The sequence below is a fragment of the Pseudomonas sp. TE24901 genome, from assembly GCF_054058375.1.
In genome coordinates this window covers 368,331-385,429 of the sequence record NZ_JBSSAF010000007.1, presented here as the reverse complement: position 1 = coordinate 385,429, position 17,099 = coordinate 368,331, and the positions used below count along the sequence as shown (strand labels likewise).

11 protein-coding genes and 1 pseudogene are annotated in these 17,099 nt (G+C 61.0%); 8 read left to right on the top strand and 4 right to left on the bottom strand.

The window, feature by feature from the left end; all coding sequences use genetic code 11:
• Positions 1–308: pseudogene (locus ACVWVP_RS16965) on the bottom strand (ribonucleotide-diphosphate reductase subunit beta); the annotation flags it as partial.
• A gap of 558 nt (positions 309–866) precedes the next feature.
• On the bottom strand, positions 867–1,136 hold the full coding sequence (locus tag ACVWVP_RS16960; protein WP_178925465.1) for a DUF2790 domain-containing protein: 270 nt from the start codon (positions 1,134–1,136) through the stop codon (positions 867–869).
• Positions 1,137–1,532: 396 nt separating this feature from the next.
• Here ACVWVP_RS16960 and acs point away from each other — a divergent pair, with 396 nt between their 5' ends.
• The 7 genes from acs to argR all read left to right on the top strand — a co-directional run bounded on the left by acs (position 1,533) and on the right by argR (position 9,588).
• Positions 1,533–3,488 carry an acetate--CoA ligase gene (gene acs, locus ACVWVP_RS16955; protein ID WP_176997966.1) on the top strand — a complete coding sequence of 652 codons (1,956 nt, stop codon included), beginning with the start codon at positions 1,533–1,535 and terminating at the stop codon, positions 3,486–3,488.
• 705 nt (positions 3,489–4,193) lie between these two features.
• Positions 4,194–4,979 carry an ABC transporter substrate-binding protein gene (locus tag ACVWVP_RS16950; protein WP_178925467.1) on the top strand — a complete coding sequence of 262 codons (786 nt, stop codon included), beginning with the start codon at positions 4,194–4,196 and terminating at the stop codon, positions 4,977–4,979.
• A gap of 91 nt (positions 4,980–5,070) precedes the next feature.
• On the top strand, positions 5,071–5,760 hold the full coding sequence (locus ACVWVP_RS16945; RefSeq protein WP_016973726.1) for an ABC transporter permease: 690 nt from the start codon (positions 5,071–5,073) through the stop codon (positions 5,758–5,760).
• The gene (locus ACVWVP_RS16940; RefSeq protein ID WP_176997965.1) at positions 5,757–6,455 is read left to right on the top strand and encodes an ABC transporter permease; all 699 of its coding nucleotides are present in this window, start codon (positions 5,757–5,759) and stop codon (positions 6,453–6,455) included. The genes ACVWVP_RS16945 and ACVWVP_RS16940 overlap by 4 nt, the downstream gene beginning before the upstream one ends.
• Position 6,456: 1 nt before the next feature.
• A complete protein-coding gene (locus tag ACVWVP_RS16935; RefSeq protein WP_259173105.1) occupies positions 6,457–7,569 on the top strand; it encodes a succinylglutamate desuccinylase/aspartoacylase family protein in 1,113 nt (370 codons plus the stop codon).
• Positions 7,570–7,596: 27 nt separating this feature from the next.
• Positions 7,597–8,361, top strand: a complete 765-nt coding sequence (locus ACVWVP_RS16930; RefSeq protein WP_016973723.1) for an ABC transporter ATP-binding protein — start codon at positions 7,597–7,599, stop codon at positions 8,359–8,361.
• 246 nt (positions 8,362–8,607) lie between these two features.
• Positions 8,608–9,588, top strand: coding sequence for a transcriptional regulator ArgR (argR, locus tag ACVWVP_RS16925; RefSeq protein ID WP_259173104.1), 981 nt, complete (start codon positions 8,608–8,610; stop codon positions 9,586–9,588).
• A 6-nt stretch (positions 9,589–9,594) separates the two neighbouring features.
• Here argR and ACVWVP_RS16920 read toward each other — a convergent pair whose 3' ends face one another.
• Positions 9,595–11,076 carry a leucine-rich repeat domain-containing protein gene (locus ACVWVP_RS16920; protein WP_457407283.1) on the bottom strand — a complete coding sequence of 494 codons (1,482 nt, stop codon included), beginning with the start codon at positions 11,074–11,076 and terminating at the stop codon, positions 9,595–9,597.
• 1,069 nt (positions 11,077–12,145) lie between these two features.
• The gene (locus ACVWVP_RS16915) at positions 12,146–15,460 is read right to left on the bottom strand and encodes a dermonecrotic toxin domain-containing protein (RefSeq protein WP_457407266.1); all 3,315 of its coding nucleotides are present in this window, start codon (positions 15,458–15,460) and stop codon (positions 12,146–12,148) included.
• A gap of 244 nt (positions 15,461–15,704) precedes the next feature.
• Between ACVWVP_RS16915 and ACVWVP_RS16910 the strand changes: the two genes are divergently transcribed.
• Positions 15,705–16,925, top strand: a complete 1,221-nt coding sequence (locus tag ACVWVP_RS16910) for an aspartate aminotransferase family protein (RefSeq protein WP_457407264.1) — start codon at positions 15,705–15,707, stop codon at positions 16,923–16,925.
• Positions 16,926–17,099: the final 174 nt, after the last annotated feature.

Here is a 17,099-nt window from a genome sequence, read left to right as displayed (position 1 = left end):
TACTTGAAGGGTACGAGTTGGTTGAGGTCGGCGCGGCAGTTGATCATGCGCTTTTCGTCAACGGCGACGCGGGCGGAGGCGCCTTCGAGTTCGGCAAGGCCTTCGGCGACGTCGAGGCTGTCGAGGGCGGCCTTGGCGCGCTTGATGGCGGCGGAGTCACTGGCGGTGACGGCGCGGGCTTCGATGGCGGCGGCGGCGCCGGCACCGTCGAGGCGGTCCATGTTGGCTTCGGTGGCGTGGCCGGCGTTGGCGCCTTTGGTGGCTACTTCGCCTTCTTCTTCTTTGTCGAATTCGTCCCAGCTCAGCATGACGTGTCGTCTCCTGCGTGAGGGCTCAAAGGTGCCCGTGTGAAACCGGATGGTTGGGTGTTCACACGGCCCTGAGGCCGCGGTGGATCTTAAGGAATCGTTTGTTGCAACAGCTCGCGCAGGCAAATAAACGGAATTGGGTTACGGGTTCTGCGTGAGGCTTGAGGTGCGGAGCGCTAGGTGCATGCTCCAGCGGAGGCCTCAGGTCTGGCTCTTCATCCCAGTGTAAAGGGATATTGCAGGCCCGATTTACCCGCGCATTATAGGGAAAAAATCGGGTTTGTGTTGCGGCGGATGGTCTCGGATCACAGACAAAAAGCCTGCTATTTGAGCCAGAGTGAGGGTTTACAGGGGTTTGGTGGGGTGACAGGCGGTGGAGGTATTTTGTTGAGCCTGGAGGAGGGGGTGTAGCTGATTGCATCGGTGTGGCGGCTACCGCCATCGCAGGCAAGCCAGCTCCCACATTGGGATAGGGGAATTCAGGGGGAGGGTTCTTGGCCGCAAGAACGATTTCTTGCGGCGGCCAAGATCCGGGTTTACAGCGAACTTGAGAAGTTGTTATCCGTTAGAGCAACCATTGCCCATGACTTGGTATTTAAGAATATGTCGTTGGCCTTGTGAATCTTCATATTCCATTTGTACCGGTACAACTTCGCAGACTTCTGGAACAGTGCTCATGGACACTACTTTGGCAACGTCCAGGTGGGTGCTGTAAGTGTAGTCTTCAACAATCGGGGTATTGCGGCCAGCTACGTCAGTCGCGGCCTCGTCGGCCAGGGCGGCGGTGGCGCACAAGCTGCTGAGGGCCATAACTACTAAAGCTTTCATTTCTCTATTTACCTTATTGAGGTCGAAGTGGGTCACGGGGCCCTCGTGAGGCCACGTGTGTAACTTGGGGTTGGAAAGTTCGGATTAACGTTGCCTTCGTGGGGGCTGTTGCGTTGTTAATCACAGTGTCGCGTTGACGGAATGAATTTTAGGCTCCCGGGTTATATTCATATACCCGTGCTTTTGATAAACACTATTGGCGGTTTTTGTAACAATCCCGTGGTAAAGCTTTTTTCATCAAGGCGCAAAGCGCCGCGGGCTGCGGGCCAGAGCTGTGAACGCACATAGCAGGGCAAAATGTAGGGGCTTGTTACTACCATCGTCGAATGGTTCTATGGGGCAGCCCCGGCTACAACGGGGCATACAAAAACAACTATTGTCACCGAGGTAAGAAAGATGAGTGCGGCTTCCCTGTACCCCGTTCGCCCCGAAGTAGCAGCCAACACGCTGACCGACGAGGCGACCTACAAGGCCATGTACCAGCAGTCGGTGGTCAACCCCGACGGTTTCTGGCGCGAGCAAGCCAAGCGCCTTGACTGGGTCAAGCCTTTCACCGCGGTGAAGCAGACCTCTTTCGACGATCACCATGTCGATATCAAATGGTTTGCCGATGGCACCCTGAACGTTTCCTACAACTGCCTGGACCGTCACCTCGCCGAGCGCGGCGATCAGGCAGCCATCATTTGGGAGGGCGACGACCCTTCCGAAAGCCGCACCATCACCTACCGCGAATTGCATGAAGAAGTCTGCAAGTTCGCCAACGCCCTGCGCGGCCAGGATGTGCACCGCGGCGACGTGGTGACTATCTATATGCCGATGATCCCCGAAGCCGTGGTCGCCATGCTGGCGTGTACCCGCATCGGTGCGATCCATTCCGTGGTGTTTGGCGGCTTTTCGCCGGAAGCCCTGGCTGGTCGCATCATCGACTGTCGGTCGAAGGTGGTGATTACGGCCGACGAAGGCATTCGCGCCGGTAAGAAAATTCCGCTGAAGGCCAACGTCGACGACGCCCTGACCAACCCGGAAACCAACAGCATCCAGAAAGTCATCGTGTGCAAGCGCACCAATGGCAACATCAAGTGGAACCAGCACCGCGACATCTGGTACGAAGACCTGATGAAAGTGGCGGGCACCGTGTGCGCGCCTAAAGAGATGGGCGCCGAAGAAGCGCTGTTCATCCTGTACACCTCCGGCTCCACCGGCAAGCCAAAGGGCGTGCAGCACACCACCGGCGGCTACCTGCTCTACGCAGCCCTGACCCATGAGCGCGTGTTCGACTACCGCCCGGGCGAAATCTACTGGTGCACCGCCGACGTCGGCTGGGTCACCGGCCACACCTATATCGTCTACGGCCCGCTGGCCAACGGCGCGACCACCTTGCTGTTCGAAGGCGTGCCGAACTACCCGGACATCACTCGGGTGGCGAAGATCGTCGACAAGCACAAGGTCAACATCCTCTACACCGCGCCGACCGCCATCCGCGCGATGATGGCTTCCGGCACCGCTGCCGTGGAAGGCGCCGATGGCAGCAGCCTGCGCCTGCTGGGGTCGGTGGGTGAGCCGATCAACCCGGAAGCCTGGGACTGGTACTACAAGAATGTCGGCCAATCCCGTTGCCCGATCGTCGATACCTGGTGGCAGACCGAAACCGGCGGCAACATGATGAGCCCGCTGCCAGGCGCCCATGCGCTCAAGCCGGGGTCGGCGGCACGGCCGTTCTTCGGCGTGGTGCCGGCGCTGGTGGATAACCTGGGCAACCTGATCGAAGGGGCGGCCGAGGGTAACCTGGTGATCCTCGATTCGTGGCCGGGCCAGGCGCGTACGCTGTACGGCGACCATGACCGCTTTGTTGATACTTACTTCAAGACCTTCCGTGGCATGTACTTCACCGGTGACGGTGCGCGTCGTGACGAGGACGGTTACTACTGGATCACCGGGCGTGTGGACGACGTGTTGAACGTGTCCGGCCACCGCATGGGCACCGCCGAGATTGAAAGCGCCATGGTCGCCCACCCGAAAGTCGCCGAGGCGGCGGTGGTCGGTGTGCCCCATGACATCAAAGGGCAGGGCATCTATGTGTATGTCACCCTCAAGAACGGTGAAGAGCCGAACGAAGCGCTGCGCCTGGAGCTGAAAAACTGGGTGCGCAAGGAGATCGGGCCGATTGCCTCGCCGGATGTGATCCAGTGGGCACCGGGCTTGCCGAAGACGCGTTCGGGCAAAATCATGCGGCGTATCCTGCGCAAGATTGCCACGGCGGAATATGACGGGTTGGGGGATATCTCCACCCTAGCAGACCCGGGCGTGGTGGCGCATTTGATTGAGACCCACAAGACCATGAACGTCGCGTAAGGCGGGTTAGTGGTAACGAGCCCCATTCGGCGCAAGCCGGGTGGGGCTTTTTTGTTAGGCGCAGTTCAATACCGCTGAAGAAACCGGGTCACTGTGGGAGCTGGCTTGCCTGCAATGAGGGTGTATCAGGCATAGGTGGGCTAACTGACAGATTGCCATCGCAGGCAAGCCAGCTCCCACAGTTGGAGTGCATCTCAAATCAAGGTCGGTGGGCTGTCTGACGGCCTTACTCAACGCAGAGGCCAATAAATATCGGTTTCCCTTGTGGGAAGTTTCTGAATGTTACCGCGCCCCCTGAATGTGTAACCCCACGCCCAAACATGAGGCAATGTGCTACGCCAGTGCCCCGAAAACCCTCGTCCCAGACACCCCCAGAAATAAGATTAAACGCCAGACTTGCCGTGCTAGAAGGGTTTGCGAATAATAGGCCCGCAATTTGCAGCATCAACAGGTTTAATATCTTTTGTCTCTGCATAAAATCCAGGGACTGTCAATGTGCTGGAACCGCTTTCTCAGTGCTTCTGTAAATTGTTGTCGCATTGAGGAAATATCGGCTTCCGGCCTGTCGTTAGAATGCCGATCACTCGCTCGTCGTCGCAGGCGTATAGCTCGCGTAGGACGCAGCACCGCTATTCGGTTTCACTTAAGTCGCATCGTGGGCCCCGGCTCATACTGCTTTTTGCCCTATACCGATGGAGTCCCAAGATGAAGAAACTCGTGCTGTTGGGCGCCCTGGCGCTGTCCGTGCTGTCCATGCAGGCTTTCGCTGATGAGAAGCCCCTGAAGATTGGTATCGAAGCGGCTTACCCTCCGTTTGCCTCGAAGGCGCCGGATGGCAGCATCGTGGGTTTTGACTACGACATCGGCAACGCCCTGTGCGCAGAGATGAAGGTCAAGTGTGTATGGGTCGAGCAAGAGTTCGACGGCCTGATCCCGGCGCTGAAAGTGCGCAAGATCGACGCGATCCTGTCGTCCATGTCCATCACTGAAGACCGCAAGAAGTCCGTGGACTTCACCACCCGCTACTACCTGACACCGGCGCGCCTGGTCATGAAGGAAGGCACCACCGTCAGCGACAGCCTGGACGAACTCAAAGGCAAGAAAATCGGCGTGCAGCGCGGTTCGATCCACGATCGTTTCGCCAAGGAAGTCCTGGCTCCGAAAGGCGCCACCGTCGTGCCTTACAGCTCGCAGAACGAAATCTACCTGGACGTGGAAGCTGGTCGCCTTGACGGCACCGTGGCCGACGCCACCCTGCTGCAAGATGGCTTCCTGAAAACCCCGGCCGGTAAAGGCTACGCGTTCGTGGGCCCACAGTTCACCGACGTCAAATACTTCGGCGACGGCGTAGGCATCGCGGTGCGCAAAGGCGACAAGGCCGAGCTGGACAAGATCAACGCAGCCATCGCGGCGATCCGTGCCAACGGCGAATACAAGAAAATCCAGGACAAATACTTCGACTTCGATATTTACGGCGCTGACCCTAAGTAACTCGTCGCAGCTGTCTGTCCCCAATGGCGCAAGCAACAGAATTCCTGAGGTTTGCGCCATTTTTTCATCCCCCTTTTCGAGGACCTGAATCATGTTGAAAGGCTACGGGGCCGTCATCCTCGATGGCGCATGGTTGACGCTTCAGCTCGCCTTGTCGTCCATGGCCTTGGCCATTGTTCTGGGTCTGATCGGGGTCGCGTTACGCCTGTCGCCGGTGCGCTGGTTGGCCTGGCTGGGTGACCTGTATTCCACCGTGATCCGTGGGATCCCGGACCTGGTGCTGATCCTGCTGATTTTCTACGGCGGTCAGGACCTGCTCAACCGCGTCGCGCCGATGCTCGGCTACGACGACTATATCGACTTGAACCCCTTGGCCGCCGGCATCGGCACCCTGGGTTTCATCTTTGGCGCCTACCTCTCGGAAACCTTCCGTGGCGCCTTCATGGCCATTCCCAAGGGCCAGGCCGAAGCCGGCATGGCGTATGGCATGAGCCCGTTCCAGGTGTTCTTCCGGGTGATGGTGCCGCAGATGATTCGTCTGGCGATCCCCGGGTTTACCAACAACTGGCTGGTACTGACCAAGGCCACCGCGCTGATCTCGGTGGTGGGCCTGCAAGACATGATGTTCAAGGCCAAGCAGGCGGCAGACGCCACCCGCGAGCCTTTTACCTTCTTCCTCGCAGTGGCGGCGATGTACCTGGTGATCACCAGCGTTTCGTTGCTGGCCTTGCGTCATCTTGAGAAGCGCTACTCGGTAGGCGTAAGGGCGGCTGATCTATGATCTTCGACTACAACGTCATTTGGGACGCCATGCCGCTGTACCTCGGCGGCTTGTTGACCACCCTGAAACTGCTCGCCATCTCGCTGTTCTTCGGCCTGCTCGCCGCCTTGCCCCTGGGCTTGATGCGTGTGTCCAAGCAGCCGGTGGTCAACGGTGCAGCCTGGTTGTTCACCTACGTGATCCGCGGCACGCCGATGTTGGTGCAGCTGTTCCTGATCTACTACGGCCTGGCCCAGTTTGACGCGGTGCGCGAAAGCTTCCTCTGGCCGCTGCTGTCCAGCGCCACGTTCTGTGCGTGCCTGGCGTTTGCGATCAACACCAGCGCCTACACCGCCGAGATCATCGCCGGCAGCCTCAAGGCCACGCCCAATGGCGAGATCGAAGCCGCCAAGGCCATGGGCATGTCGCGCTACAAGCTGTACCGCCGCATCCTGCTGCCGTCGGCCCTGCGCCGCGCACTGCCGCAGTACAGCAACGAAGTGATCATGATGCTGCAGACCACCAGCCTGGCCTCCATCGTCACCCTGATCGACATCACCGGTGCCGCGCGCACGGTGAACGCCCAGTTCTACCTGCCGTTCGAGGCCTACATTACGGCTGGTGTGTTCTACCTGTGCCTGACCTTCATCTTGGTGCGCTTGTTCAAGATGGCCGAAGGCCGCTGGCTGAGCTACCTGGCCCCACGGAAGCATTGATATGGAACGTATCGATCATCGGTTGCCCTGGGGTCACCTGGGCTGCGAGCGCCAGCTGAGCGTGTTCCGTTTCGGCAGTGGCGAGCGCAAGGCCTATATCCAGGCCAGCCTGCACGCCGATGAATTGCCCGGTATGCGCGCCGCGTGGGAGCTGAAAAAACGCCTCACCGAGCTGGAACAGCAAGGCGCCCTCAATGGCGTGATCGAGCTGGTACCGGTGGCCAACCCGATGGGCTTGGGGCAGTTGCTGCAAGGCAGCCACCAGGGCCGTTTCGAGATCGGCAGCGGCAAGAATTTCAACCGTGATTTCGTCGAGTTGAGCGAGCCGGTGGCCGAGTTGCTCAAGGGCAAGCTGGGGGATGATCCCCATGCCAATGTGCGCCTGATCCGCCAGGCGATGAGCGATGTGCTCAACGCCTTACCGGCGCCGAGCAGTCAGCTGCAAGGCATGCAGCGCTTGTTGCTCAGCCACGCCTGTACCGCCGACGTGGTGCTCGACCTGCATTGCGACGCCGAAGCCGCACTGCACATGTACGCGCTGCCCCAGCACTGGCCGCAGTGGCGTTCGCTGTCGGCGCACCTGAATGTCAAAGTCGGCCTGCTGGCGGAAGACTCCGGCGGCAGCTCGTTCGATGAAGCTTGCTCGTTGCCGTGGTTACGCCTGTCCCAGGCGTTCCCCGAGGCGCAGGTCCCGCTGGCGTGCCTGGCGACTACCCTGGAACTGGGTGGCCAGGCGGACACCGGGCGCGACGAGGCGATCTTCCACGCTGAAGGCATCCTCGCGTTCCTGGCCGAACAAGGCTTGATCAAAGGCGAATGGCCCGCACCACAATTTGAACCCTGTGAAGGCTTGCCCTTCGAGGGCACTGAATTGCTGTTCGCCCCTCACGCCGGGGTCATCAGCTACCTGCGTAAAGCCGGTGACTGGATCGAAAAAGGCGAGGCGATTTTTGAAGTGATTGATCCTCTGACCGACCGCGTGAGCATTGTCTGCGCGGGCACGTCCGGGGTGTTGTTTGCCGTTGAACGGCTACGTTATGCCCAAGCGGGTTTCTGGCTGGCCAAGGTGGCGGGGCGCGAAGCGCTGCGTCACGGGCGCTTGCTCAACGACTGACCACCTGTTTTTGTGAGAACCGACCGCATGTACAAACTTGAAGTCCAAGACCTGCATAAACGCTATGGCAGTCATGAAGTGCTCAAAGGTGTGTCCCTGGCCGCCGCGGCCGGTGATGTGATCAGCATCATCGGTTCCAGTGGTTCGGGCAAAAGTACCTTTTTGCGCTGCATCAACCTGCTGGAGCAACCCCACGCCGGCAAGATTCTGCTCAACAACGAAGAGCTGAAACTGGTGGCCAACAAGGACGGCGCCATGAAGGCTGCCGACCCCAAGCAACTGCAGCGCATGCGTTCGCGTCTGTCCATGGTGTTCCAGCATTTCAACCTGTGGTCCCACATGACCGCGCTGGAAAACGTGATGGAAGCCCCGGTGCACGTGCTGGGTGTGTCGAAGAAAGAGGCCCGTGAAAAGGCCGAGCATTACCTGGCCAAAGTCGGCGTGGGTCATCGCAAGGATGCGTTCCCCGGCCACATGTCCGGTGGCGAGCAGCAGCGCGTGGCGATCGCCCGTGCCCTGGCGATGGAGCCTGAGGTGATGCTGTTCGACGAACCCACCTCGGCGCTCGACCCGGAGCTGGTCGGCGAAGTGCTCAAGGTGATGCAGGACCTGGCCCAGGAAGGCCGCACCATGGTGGTGGTGACCCACGAAATGGGCTTTGCCCGTGAAGTGTCGAACCAGCTGGTGTTCCTGCACAAAGGCATCGTCGAAGAGCGCGGCAACCCGCGTGAAGTGCTGGTGAATCCGCAGTCCGAGCGTTTGCAGCAGTTCTTGTCCGGCAGTTTGAAATAATCAAGGCTGCTTTTGTGCACTGAAGTAGTGCATGCTTCACAGCTTTGAAATTGACCTCAATCCCCTGTGGGAGCTGGCTTGCCTGCGATAGCGGTCTATCAGAAACAGATGTGCCCACTGACCGACCGCTATCGCAGGCAAGCCAGCTCCCACATTGGATCTCCACATGTTTTGAGATTTGTGTTCGTTTACCGGCTAGCATTGGCCTTTGTCTTCATTACCGTTACTCGCTTCGGATAGCTCCCCATGACCGCCCATCGAATTGGTTTCCTGATTTGGCCCAGCACAAAAGCCCTGACGCTTGCGCTGGCTGAGGAGGCCTTGCGCGTTGCCCAGCGGGTGCATCCGGAAGTGGTCTACGAGCTGTCATTCCTGCTCGCCGAACCCGCCACCGAAGGCGCCTGGCAACTGCCGGGCGAGCCATGGGCCGGCAAGCTGGAAGGGTTCCAGAAGCTGTTCCTGCTGGCGGACGAACCGCCCACCGTCATCGCTTCGCAACTGAGCACCGCCCTCAAGCAGCTGGTGCGCGCCGGTTGTGTGATCGGCGGCCTGTCGGCGGGGGTCTACCCGCTGGCCCAGCTCGGCCTGCTCGACGGTTATCGCGCCGCGGTGCACTGGCGCTGGCAGGACGATTTCGCCGAACGTTTCCCCAAGGTCATCGCCACCAGCCACCTGTTCGATTGGGACCGCGACCGCCTCACCGCCTGTGGCGGCATGTCGGTGCTCGACCTGCTGCTGGCAGTACTGGCCCGTGACCATGGCGCCGAACTGGCTGGCGCCGTCTCCGAAGAACTGGTGGTCGAGCGCATCCGCGAAGGCGGCGAGCGTCAGCGTATTCCGCTGCAAAACCGCCTGGGTTCCAGCCATCCCAAGCTGACCCAGGCGGTTCTGCTGATGGAAGCCAATATCGAAGAGCCGCTGACCACCGACGAAATCGCCCAGCACGTGTGCGTGTCGCGACGACAACTCGAACGCATCTTCAAGCAATACCTCAATCGCGTCCCCAGCCAGTATTACCTGGAACTGCGCCTGAACAAGGCCCGCCAGATGCTCATGCAAACCAGCAAGTCGATCATCCAGATCGGCCTGTCCTGCGGCTTCTCCTCGGGGCCGCATTTCTCCAGCGCCTACCGCAACTTCTTCGGCGCCACCCCCCGCGAAGACCGCAACCAGCGCCGCAGCAGCAGCCCGTTCGAACTGTCCTCGGTGCCCGCCGAGCGCGGTTGAACCCGTTCATTCCTCCTGTGGTTGAGCCTGGGGAGACGGCAGTGGATTGCCGTGTTCGTCCTGAGTGGCTTCGATCACCTGGAACTCGTTGCCCGTGCGCTGGAAGTAGCGCCTGAGCAAGTCCAGGCTTTCGGGCGACAGCGGGTTGCCGCTCAGGTCGCTGTCATCGTGAAACACAGGAATCATTTCCAGCAGGTCGGGCGGAATCTCCGTAATCAGGTTGTCACTCAGGTCCAGGGTTTGCAGTTCGGTCAGTTGGAACACCCCTGCGGGCACCGTGCTGATGTGGGTGGCGCGCAAATGCAGTGCCACCAATTGGCTCATGCCGCTGACGTCAGGAGACAACGTCAGCGGGTTGTCGCAAAGGTCGAGAAACTCCATTGCGCTCAAGTCCGCGATGGCCCGTGCACTGTCTGCTGTCAAGGTGATTGCACACTCGTTCATTTCCAGGCTGGAGAGCTTGGGCAGGTTGAACAGCGCAGTGGGCAGGGTCTGCAGCTGGCAGCGGCGCACATTCAGTGTCTGCAAGTTGGGAAAGCAACGCAGCGTGCCGTCCAGCGACGTGGTCGTGCCGTCGCCGTTCATTTCGAACCGTGAGATATGTTCAAGCCGTGCACTCAGCTGTGGCAACGCGCCCATGATCGGTGTATCGAGGTTCAGGCTGTGGGTGAGTTCATCGTCGAGGCTTTCATCGTCTTCTGCGCTTTCGCGGCGCCATGCCTGCTCCAGCAGTGTTTTGAAAGCACGTCGTTGCAATTGCTCCCGGGCTTGTGTGTCCTCATCCAAGGGGACGTCCAGGATGGGATGGCGTTGCGGAACGTCCAGGACCCAGTGCTCCAGGTCCGTCGTCAGTTGTTCATACTCGGCTTCCAGGTGCGTCAGGTAGGCGGCGATCTCATCCATGTGCCCGGGTAGCGTGAAGACAAACCGGTCCGCTTCTTTTTCCAGCAGCAGCGGGTACAGCGCCTCGACCCTTTCACGTTCGGTCGTCGGGCTTTGGGCGTTGAAGAATTCACCGGTGCGTTGGCAGTAGGCCTTGATCAGGTCCAGGCTGCGGCGCGACAACGGGTTGGCATAGAGGTTGAAACGGTGAGTGGCGGTGACAGGCAGCGTAAAGCTGGCCTCGGGCAGTTCGGTAATGGCGTTGTGGCTGAGGTTGATGGCCATTGGGCGGTCCTGGGTCAACAAGCCCAGAGGAACTTCTCGCAGGCCGGTGCCTTGCAGCGAAATATCCTTCAAGTGGGCCAGGCGCTGAAAGTCCACCACCAGGCCCAGAGGGTTGTAGGACAGGTCCAGGTGCTCCAGGCGCGTCATCCCCGCGAGTGCATTCCTGCTGGTCTGCGACAGTGTGATGCCGCAGCGCGTCAGGCCCAGGTGCGTGAGCTTGGGCAGGTCGAACACCGAGGCGGGAATGTCCCCCAGCTGTGCGTTCTGGATACTGAGAATGTCCAGTGCAGTGAAGCTCTTGAGAAAGGCCTCCGGCTGCATGGGGGCGCCGTTGCCTTCAAGGCTCAGGTAACCGATGTGGTTGAACTGTGCGCTCAGTGTCGGCAGGTCGCCGGCCAGGGCTGCGGGCAAGTTCAAGGCATGGATCAAGCGCGTATCCTGGGGTGTTTCCCGGCGCCAGCTGTTTTCCAGCACGCGGTGCAGCGACTGACGCCTGGCGTGTTCCAGCCCGGAGAGTCCCGGAGCACTCGACCAGCCTGTCAATTCGCTCTGCAAGGTCTTCAGTTCGTCTGCCAGCCGTGCCAGTTCGCGCCGCCCGGCTTCGATGTCGCCCGGCAGGCTGAAGATGAATTGATTGAGGGCATCATGACTGAGCGAGGGATACAGCAGGCGCGCGTCTCGTTGGTCAACCTCGGCAGCGTCGGCCTCCCAGTGGATGCCATGCTGTTGGTAATAGGCTTTGATGCGCTCCAGTGTGGGCTGCGTAAGCGGGTTACCCGAAAGGTCGAAGCGTTGGCTGGCCGCAGGTGGCAGTTCAAACAGGCTCGGCGGCAGTTCGCGCAGTTGGTTGCCGCTCAAAAAGACAGTCTCCAGGTCGGGCAGGTTGAGCAGGCCCACGGGCATGTGCTCAATGCCCGTCTCGGACAGGTCCAGGTCTTGCAGGTCACGCATGGCTTGAAGGTCTGGCACTTGCCCCAAGGGGTTCTGATGCAGGTTGAGCCCCTGCAGGTCGCTCAGGGCGGCCAGGCGCGCGGCGCTGGCGGTGCTGAGGGTGATGCGGCAGTTATCCAGGCTCACGATGCGCAGATGGGGCAGGTTGTTGATTGAGGGCGGGAGGTCGTCGAGGGGGATGTCCCTGATTTCGAGGTGGCGCAGGCGTGGAAAGGCCTCGATAAAACGCGCAACCCCCAACGTGCCGTCGGCGCCGATCAACGTCAGGGAGGAGACGTGTATCAGCGGGTGATCGAGCGTCGGCAGTTCGCCGAGGATCGGCCACCTCAAACGCAGCGTGAAGCCGTCGCGCGCCGGGTCCTCGTAGTAGTTGTCAGCCTCGGTTTCCCGACGCCAGCAGCGCCGCAGTTGCTCGGCGATATGCGCGCGGTTTTGTCGCTCATAACGACGCCGGCTCGGGCTCAGCGGTGTGCCAGTGTCGGGATGTTGCGAGGGCAGGGTGCGTTGCCAGGTGGCCAGCGACGTGTCCAGGTCCTGATATTCGGTTTCCAGCAAGGCGAGTGCCGCGCTGGCGTCGCCGGGAGGCGCGGCCAATTGGTCGATCAACTGCTGCGCTTGTTGCTCGTTCAGAATCGGAAACAGGCTGCGAGCGCGTTGCAACGGCGTCGCAGGCTGGGCCGGGGCAGCAGGTTCTGCGGTGTAGCCCTCGGTGTTGCCGAGCAGGCGCAGGGTTTCGAGGCGCACAGGGCGCGATTGAGGGGGCCATCTGGGCACGTACCACTTCGCGTGGCAGCGGCTGGTGTGCCAGGCGTCTTCGCAGCTCGGGGCTGTCATGGATGTCGATGTTCAACGCCTGGCGTTGCTTATCAGGCAGGGCGTGGAGGATCGCGCCGTACAGGTCGGTTTCCCCGGACAAGGTTTGGCTGCCGTCATGGGGCACGTACAGGCCGGAACCCAGGCGCACCAGTGTGCGACGGATCGGGGCATCAGCCGGGCCGATGCTGTTCCACAAGGCCCCTTCGTGGCGGTGGTGGCGTGCGTCCAGCCGGACTTGATCCGACCAGCCAGGTTGCAGCCGCAGGGAGTTGAGGATCAGCCGATCGCTGTCGACACTGCGTTGTGAGGTTAGATACAGGCCCTCATAGGCCCGATTGAGACGCACCTCATCCAGGGCCGCCTGGGCCAGCTCCGCCAGGCGCGCAGGCGTGCGGCGCTGGTCGAGGGTTTCGAGTTCGGCGCCGCTGGCATCGCCTGCCAGTCGCTGCGCTACGCTGGCGGGTAGGCCGGCCGTGGTGTGCTGAATCTGCCGCGCGTCAGGTGTTGGCGCAGAGGGCAGGGCCCCATAGCGGGAGTCGAACAAGGCCGCACGTTGGTGTTCGGCCCTTTGCGCCAGTGTTTGACGCAGTTGCCGGCTGCGAACGTCCAGGCTCAACTGCGGGTCGCCGATGCGTTCGTCGAATTGAACGCGTAGTTCATCCGGGGTGAGGCTCTGGAGGATGATCTTGAGCAAGTCGCCGTTTTTCAACTGCGCTTCATGGATTTGCACCCGGGGTTTGCGCGTGTCACCAAAGGACCAGGTGACCTGGCCCCGGCTGTCAAGAAACAGCAGTGACTTCTCTTTCGGCCAGTTGCCGTAAGTGGTCAGCAGTTGCAATGTGTCCTGGGGGTCGATGCTGCCGTATACCGCCGGGTCGTCGCTGCGCAAGCTGTCGATCAGGCGTGTGAGGTCACGGTCTATGCGCAGGCGTGCAAGGCTGTCGTCCAGCAAGGGCGGCAGGGGCAGGCTGTTGACGTGCACCTTGCGCAGGGCGTCTTCCTGTACGCCACTGATGCCCAAGGCCTGTTCACGGTCTGCCAGGCTCAACCCCTCGGCATTGTGGCCCAGGCGCTGCAGCAGGGTGCTGCGGTCCCATTGCAGGGGGCGCTCCAGTTCGGTGTGCCAGATGCCTGCGCCGTTATGCCGAACCAGGGGTTGATAGGCCTCTGGGCGTGTGGGGTGTTTGAGGCGGTAGTGCGTACTGTGTTCAACCGGTTCTACGGCGTACAGCTTGTCATCCAGGGGCAGGATCAATTCGCCACGCACGGTGTGCAAACCGTGTTCGTTGATACCCAGGCGAGGTGGCAAGCTGAGGTCGCGTTGATAGGCGCTGAGGTCGGGTTTCCAGTAACGGCTGTTGCCGTTGGCGAGGGTCACCGGTTTGAAGCGTTCGATGAACGCCACCATCTGTGTCGGTAGCACCTTGCGCAGTTCGGCGATGCCGATCGTGCTGCCCACGCCGAAGGCACCCAGTTCCACCAGGGATTGCAGCACACCCATCAAGTGGGTGAAGGCCTCCCGCGTAGTGTTTTCTGCCCAGTCGATGACGCCCTCGAATACCTCATCGAGCAGTTGATAGGCCATATAGCCCAGCATCAACTCTCCCAGTCCCGGAATAAACGGGGCGACTATCAGTAAGGCTGCGTTGAGGATGGACGACGCGACATTGACGAACGAGTCCCACAGCGCCCAGCGGGCATTGCGGTCGACGTCGGCCGTCGACACGGCCTGGGTTCGCGCATCGTTGAGAATCTGGTTGAGCCTTTGCTGATAGGCGTGTTGCCACGGCTCACCCTGGATCACGTCTGCGGCAAAGCGCAGCCTGGGGTCATCGGTCGGCTGATTGCGCCACGGCGCCAGGTTGCTGCCACGCTCGGGCGGGTGCCAGGTGACTCGGCCCAGGCGCTGGCTCAGGTCGGCAAAAAAGCGCCCACGCTGGTCATGGGCGACGAAACGGCTGAAAAAAGCCTGGTAGTCGGTGCTGCGCAACTGCTGCGTGAGGGCCTGCTTGAACGCCAGTGGCGATGCATATTCCTTGAGCGGATGCTGCGGGTCGTCCGGTACATAGGCCAGCAGGCGCTGCACGGAGCGGGTGTGTTCCAGGTCGGGGGCGAGCAGCAGGATGCCGGTCAGCGGCACGTCCATCATCGTTAAAGCGTGGCAGCGCAGTGCCAGGTTACCCAGCTTCAGCGTGGGGCGACCTTCCAGCAGTTCTTGCACCTGCTGTGCAAAGTCGTCACCGATGTCGCCCCGCGCACGGGCCAGTTGCAGGGCCCCCCGCAAGGCCGCTTTCTGGCTGACGGTGACCTTGTGCTCAAGCACCGCTGCGCTGACAGGTTCGTCGAGGCCCAGTTGCTCGCGCAAATAGCGTTGGTAGCGCGCGCCGATATCCAGTTCGCGGCACAGGCGGGTGAAGGTGCTCACACTGATTTTTTCGCGGATCCCGGGCAGCGTGTCGAACTGGCCGGTATCGGAGGGTGTGGTGATGAATGTCGAGGCGGGTTCGAAGGCGCCTTCAAGGGTTTCGTCGTGTTCGAAGTTATGCAAGGCCGCGTCCAGCAACGACACGGTCCAGGTGCGCGCAGCCCCGGAAGGGATCGAAAACCAGGGGGTGTGCTGGGGGATGTACAGGCGCAGAAACACGGTTTCACTGTTGAGGTTCAGGCCGTGGCGCGTTTTCAGGGCCTCTTCAAGTACCTGACGGGCAAAGTCCTTGGGACCTTTGACGTGTTTGAGTGCGTCATCCACTGCATTTTGAGCGTTCCAGTGCTCCGCGTTCAGGCGCTTGAGCGCGGCGTTGGCGGGCAACGGCCGGGGTTGGGCGCGGGCCAGGGCGTGCTGTTTGGCGCTGGAGGCCTTGCCTATCCAGCTTGGGATGGCGTTTCGGAGAAGCTGGTAGTGGCTGTCGGGCTGGCGGGAGGAGGAGGGTGTGCTCATGCTCAATCTCTGATGGCAGGAAAGCACATCAGTAGATCAGCGTGTTTCACCCCGTCGGCTCTAGATAGTTAGTTTAAACTGCGCCATTGCGATGGTATTTGTCGCATTGGCGTAAACCCGCCAAAATCGCGGGTTGGCGCTATAAGAAGTTGTCGCTTGGCGACAAGGCCGCACTGAAAACTGTCCTTACAATCCCTGCATCGCCCGCCAGTTCCAGGCAGGCGTTCCTCTTCAGGAGACTCCGATGTCCGTTGAGCAAGCCCCGGTGCAACGTGCCGATTTCGACCAGGTCATGGTGCCTAACTACGCACCTGCCGCCTTCATCCCCGTGCGTGGCGAAGGTTCTCGTGTATGGGACCAGGCGGGGCGCGAGCTGATCGACTTTGCCGGCGGCATCGCGGTCAACGTGTTGGGCCACGCCCATCCGGCGCTGGTCGGCGCGCTGACCGAACAGGCCAACAAGCTGTGGCACGTCTCCAACGTCTTCACCAATGAGCCGGCCCTGCGCCTGGCCCACAAGCTGATCGACGCCACCTTTGCCGAGCGCGTGTTTTTCTGCAACTCCGGCGCCGAGGCCAACGAGGCCGCGTTCAAGCTGGCCCGTCGCGTTGCGTTCGACCGCTTCGGCACCGAGAAGTACGAGATCATCGCCGCGCTGAACAGCTTCCACGGCCGTACCCTGTTCACCGTCAACGTTGGTGGCCAGTCCAAGTACTCCGATGGTTTCGGCCCTAAAATCACCGGCATCACCCACGTTCCTTATAACGACCTGGCGGCGCTCAAAGCCGCTGTGTCGGACAAGACCTGCGCCGTGGTGCTGGAGCCGATCCAGGGCGAAGGCGGCGTGCTGCCGGCCGAAGTGGCTTACCTGCAAGGCGCCCGTGAACTGTGTGATGCCAACAACGCGCTGCTGGTGTTCGACGAAGTGCAGACCGGCATGGGCCGCAGCGGCCACCTGTTCGCCTACCAGCATTACGGCGTAGTGCCAGACATCCTCACCAGCGCCAAGAGCCTGGGCGGCGGTTTCCCGATTGCGGCCATGCTCACCCGTGAAGACCTGGCCAAGCACCTGGTGGTCGGCACCCACGGCACCACCTACGGCGGCAACCCGCTGGCGTGCGCGGTGGCAGAAGCGGTGATCGACGTGATCAACACCCCTGAGGTATTGGCCGGCGTGAACGCCAAGCACGACCTGTTCAAGGCGCGCCTGGAACAGATCGGCAAGCAATACGGCATCTTCACCGAAGTGCGCGGCATGGGCCTGCTGCTCGGTTGCTTGCTGAGCGATGCGTACAAGGGCAAGGCCAAGGACGTGTTCAACGCGGCCGAGAAAGAAAACCTGATGATCCTGCAAGCCGGCCCGGACGTGGTGCGTTTTGCCCCAAGCCTGGTGGTGGAAGAGGCGGACATCAAGGAAGGCCTGGACCGTTTTGAACGTGCTGTGAAAGCGCTGACGCAAGCTTGATACACCGTTTGGCGTCCGAACGATCGGGCGCCGAACACACATTCAAAAGGCCGGACTGGATCAAATGTGGGAGCCGCTTGTGTGGCGAGGGAGCAAGCTCCCTCGCCACACAAGCCCGCTCCGAATCAGAATCTGTCCGGCATTTTTTCCTCTGCAAGTTTTCGAGTTAAGGAG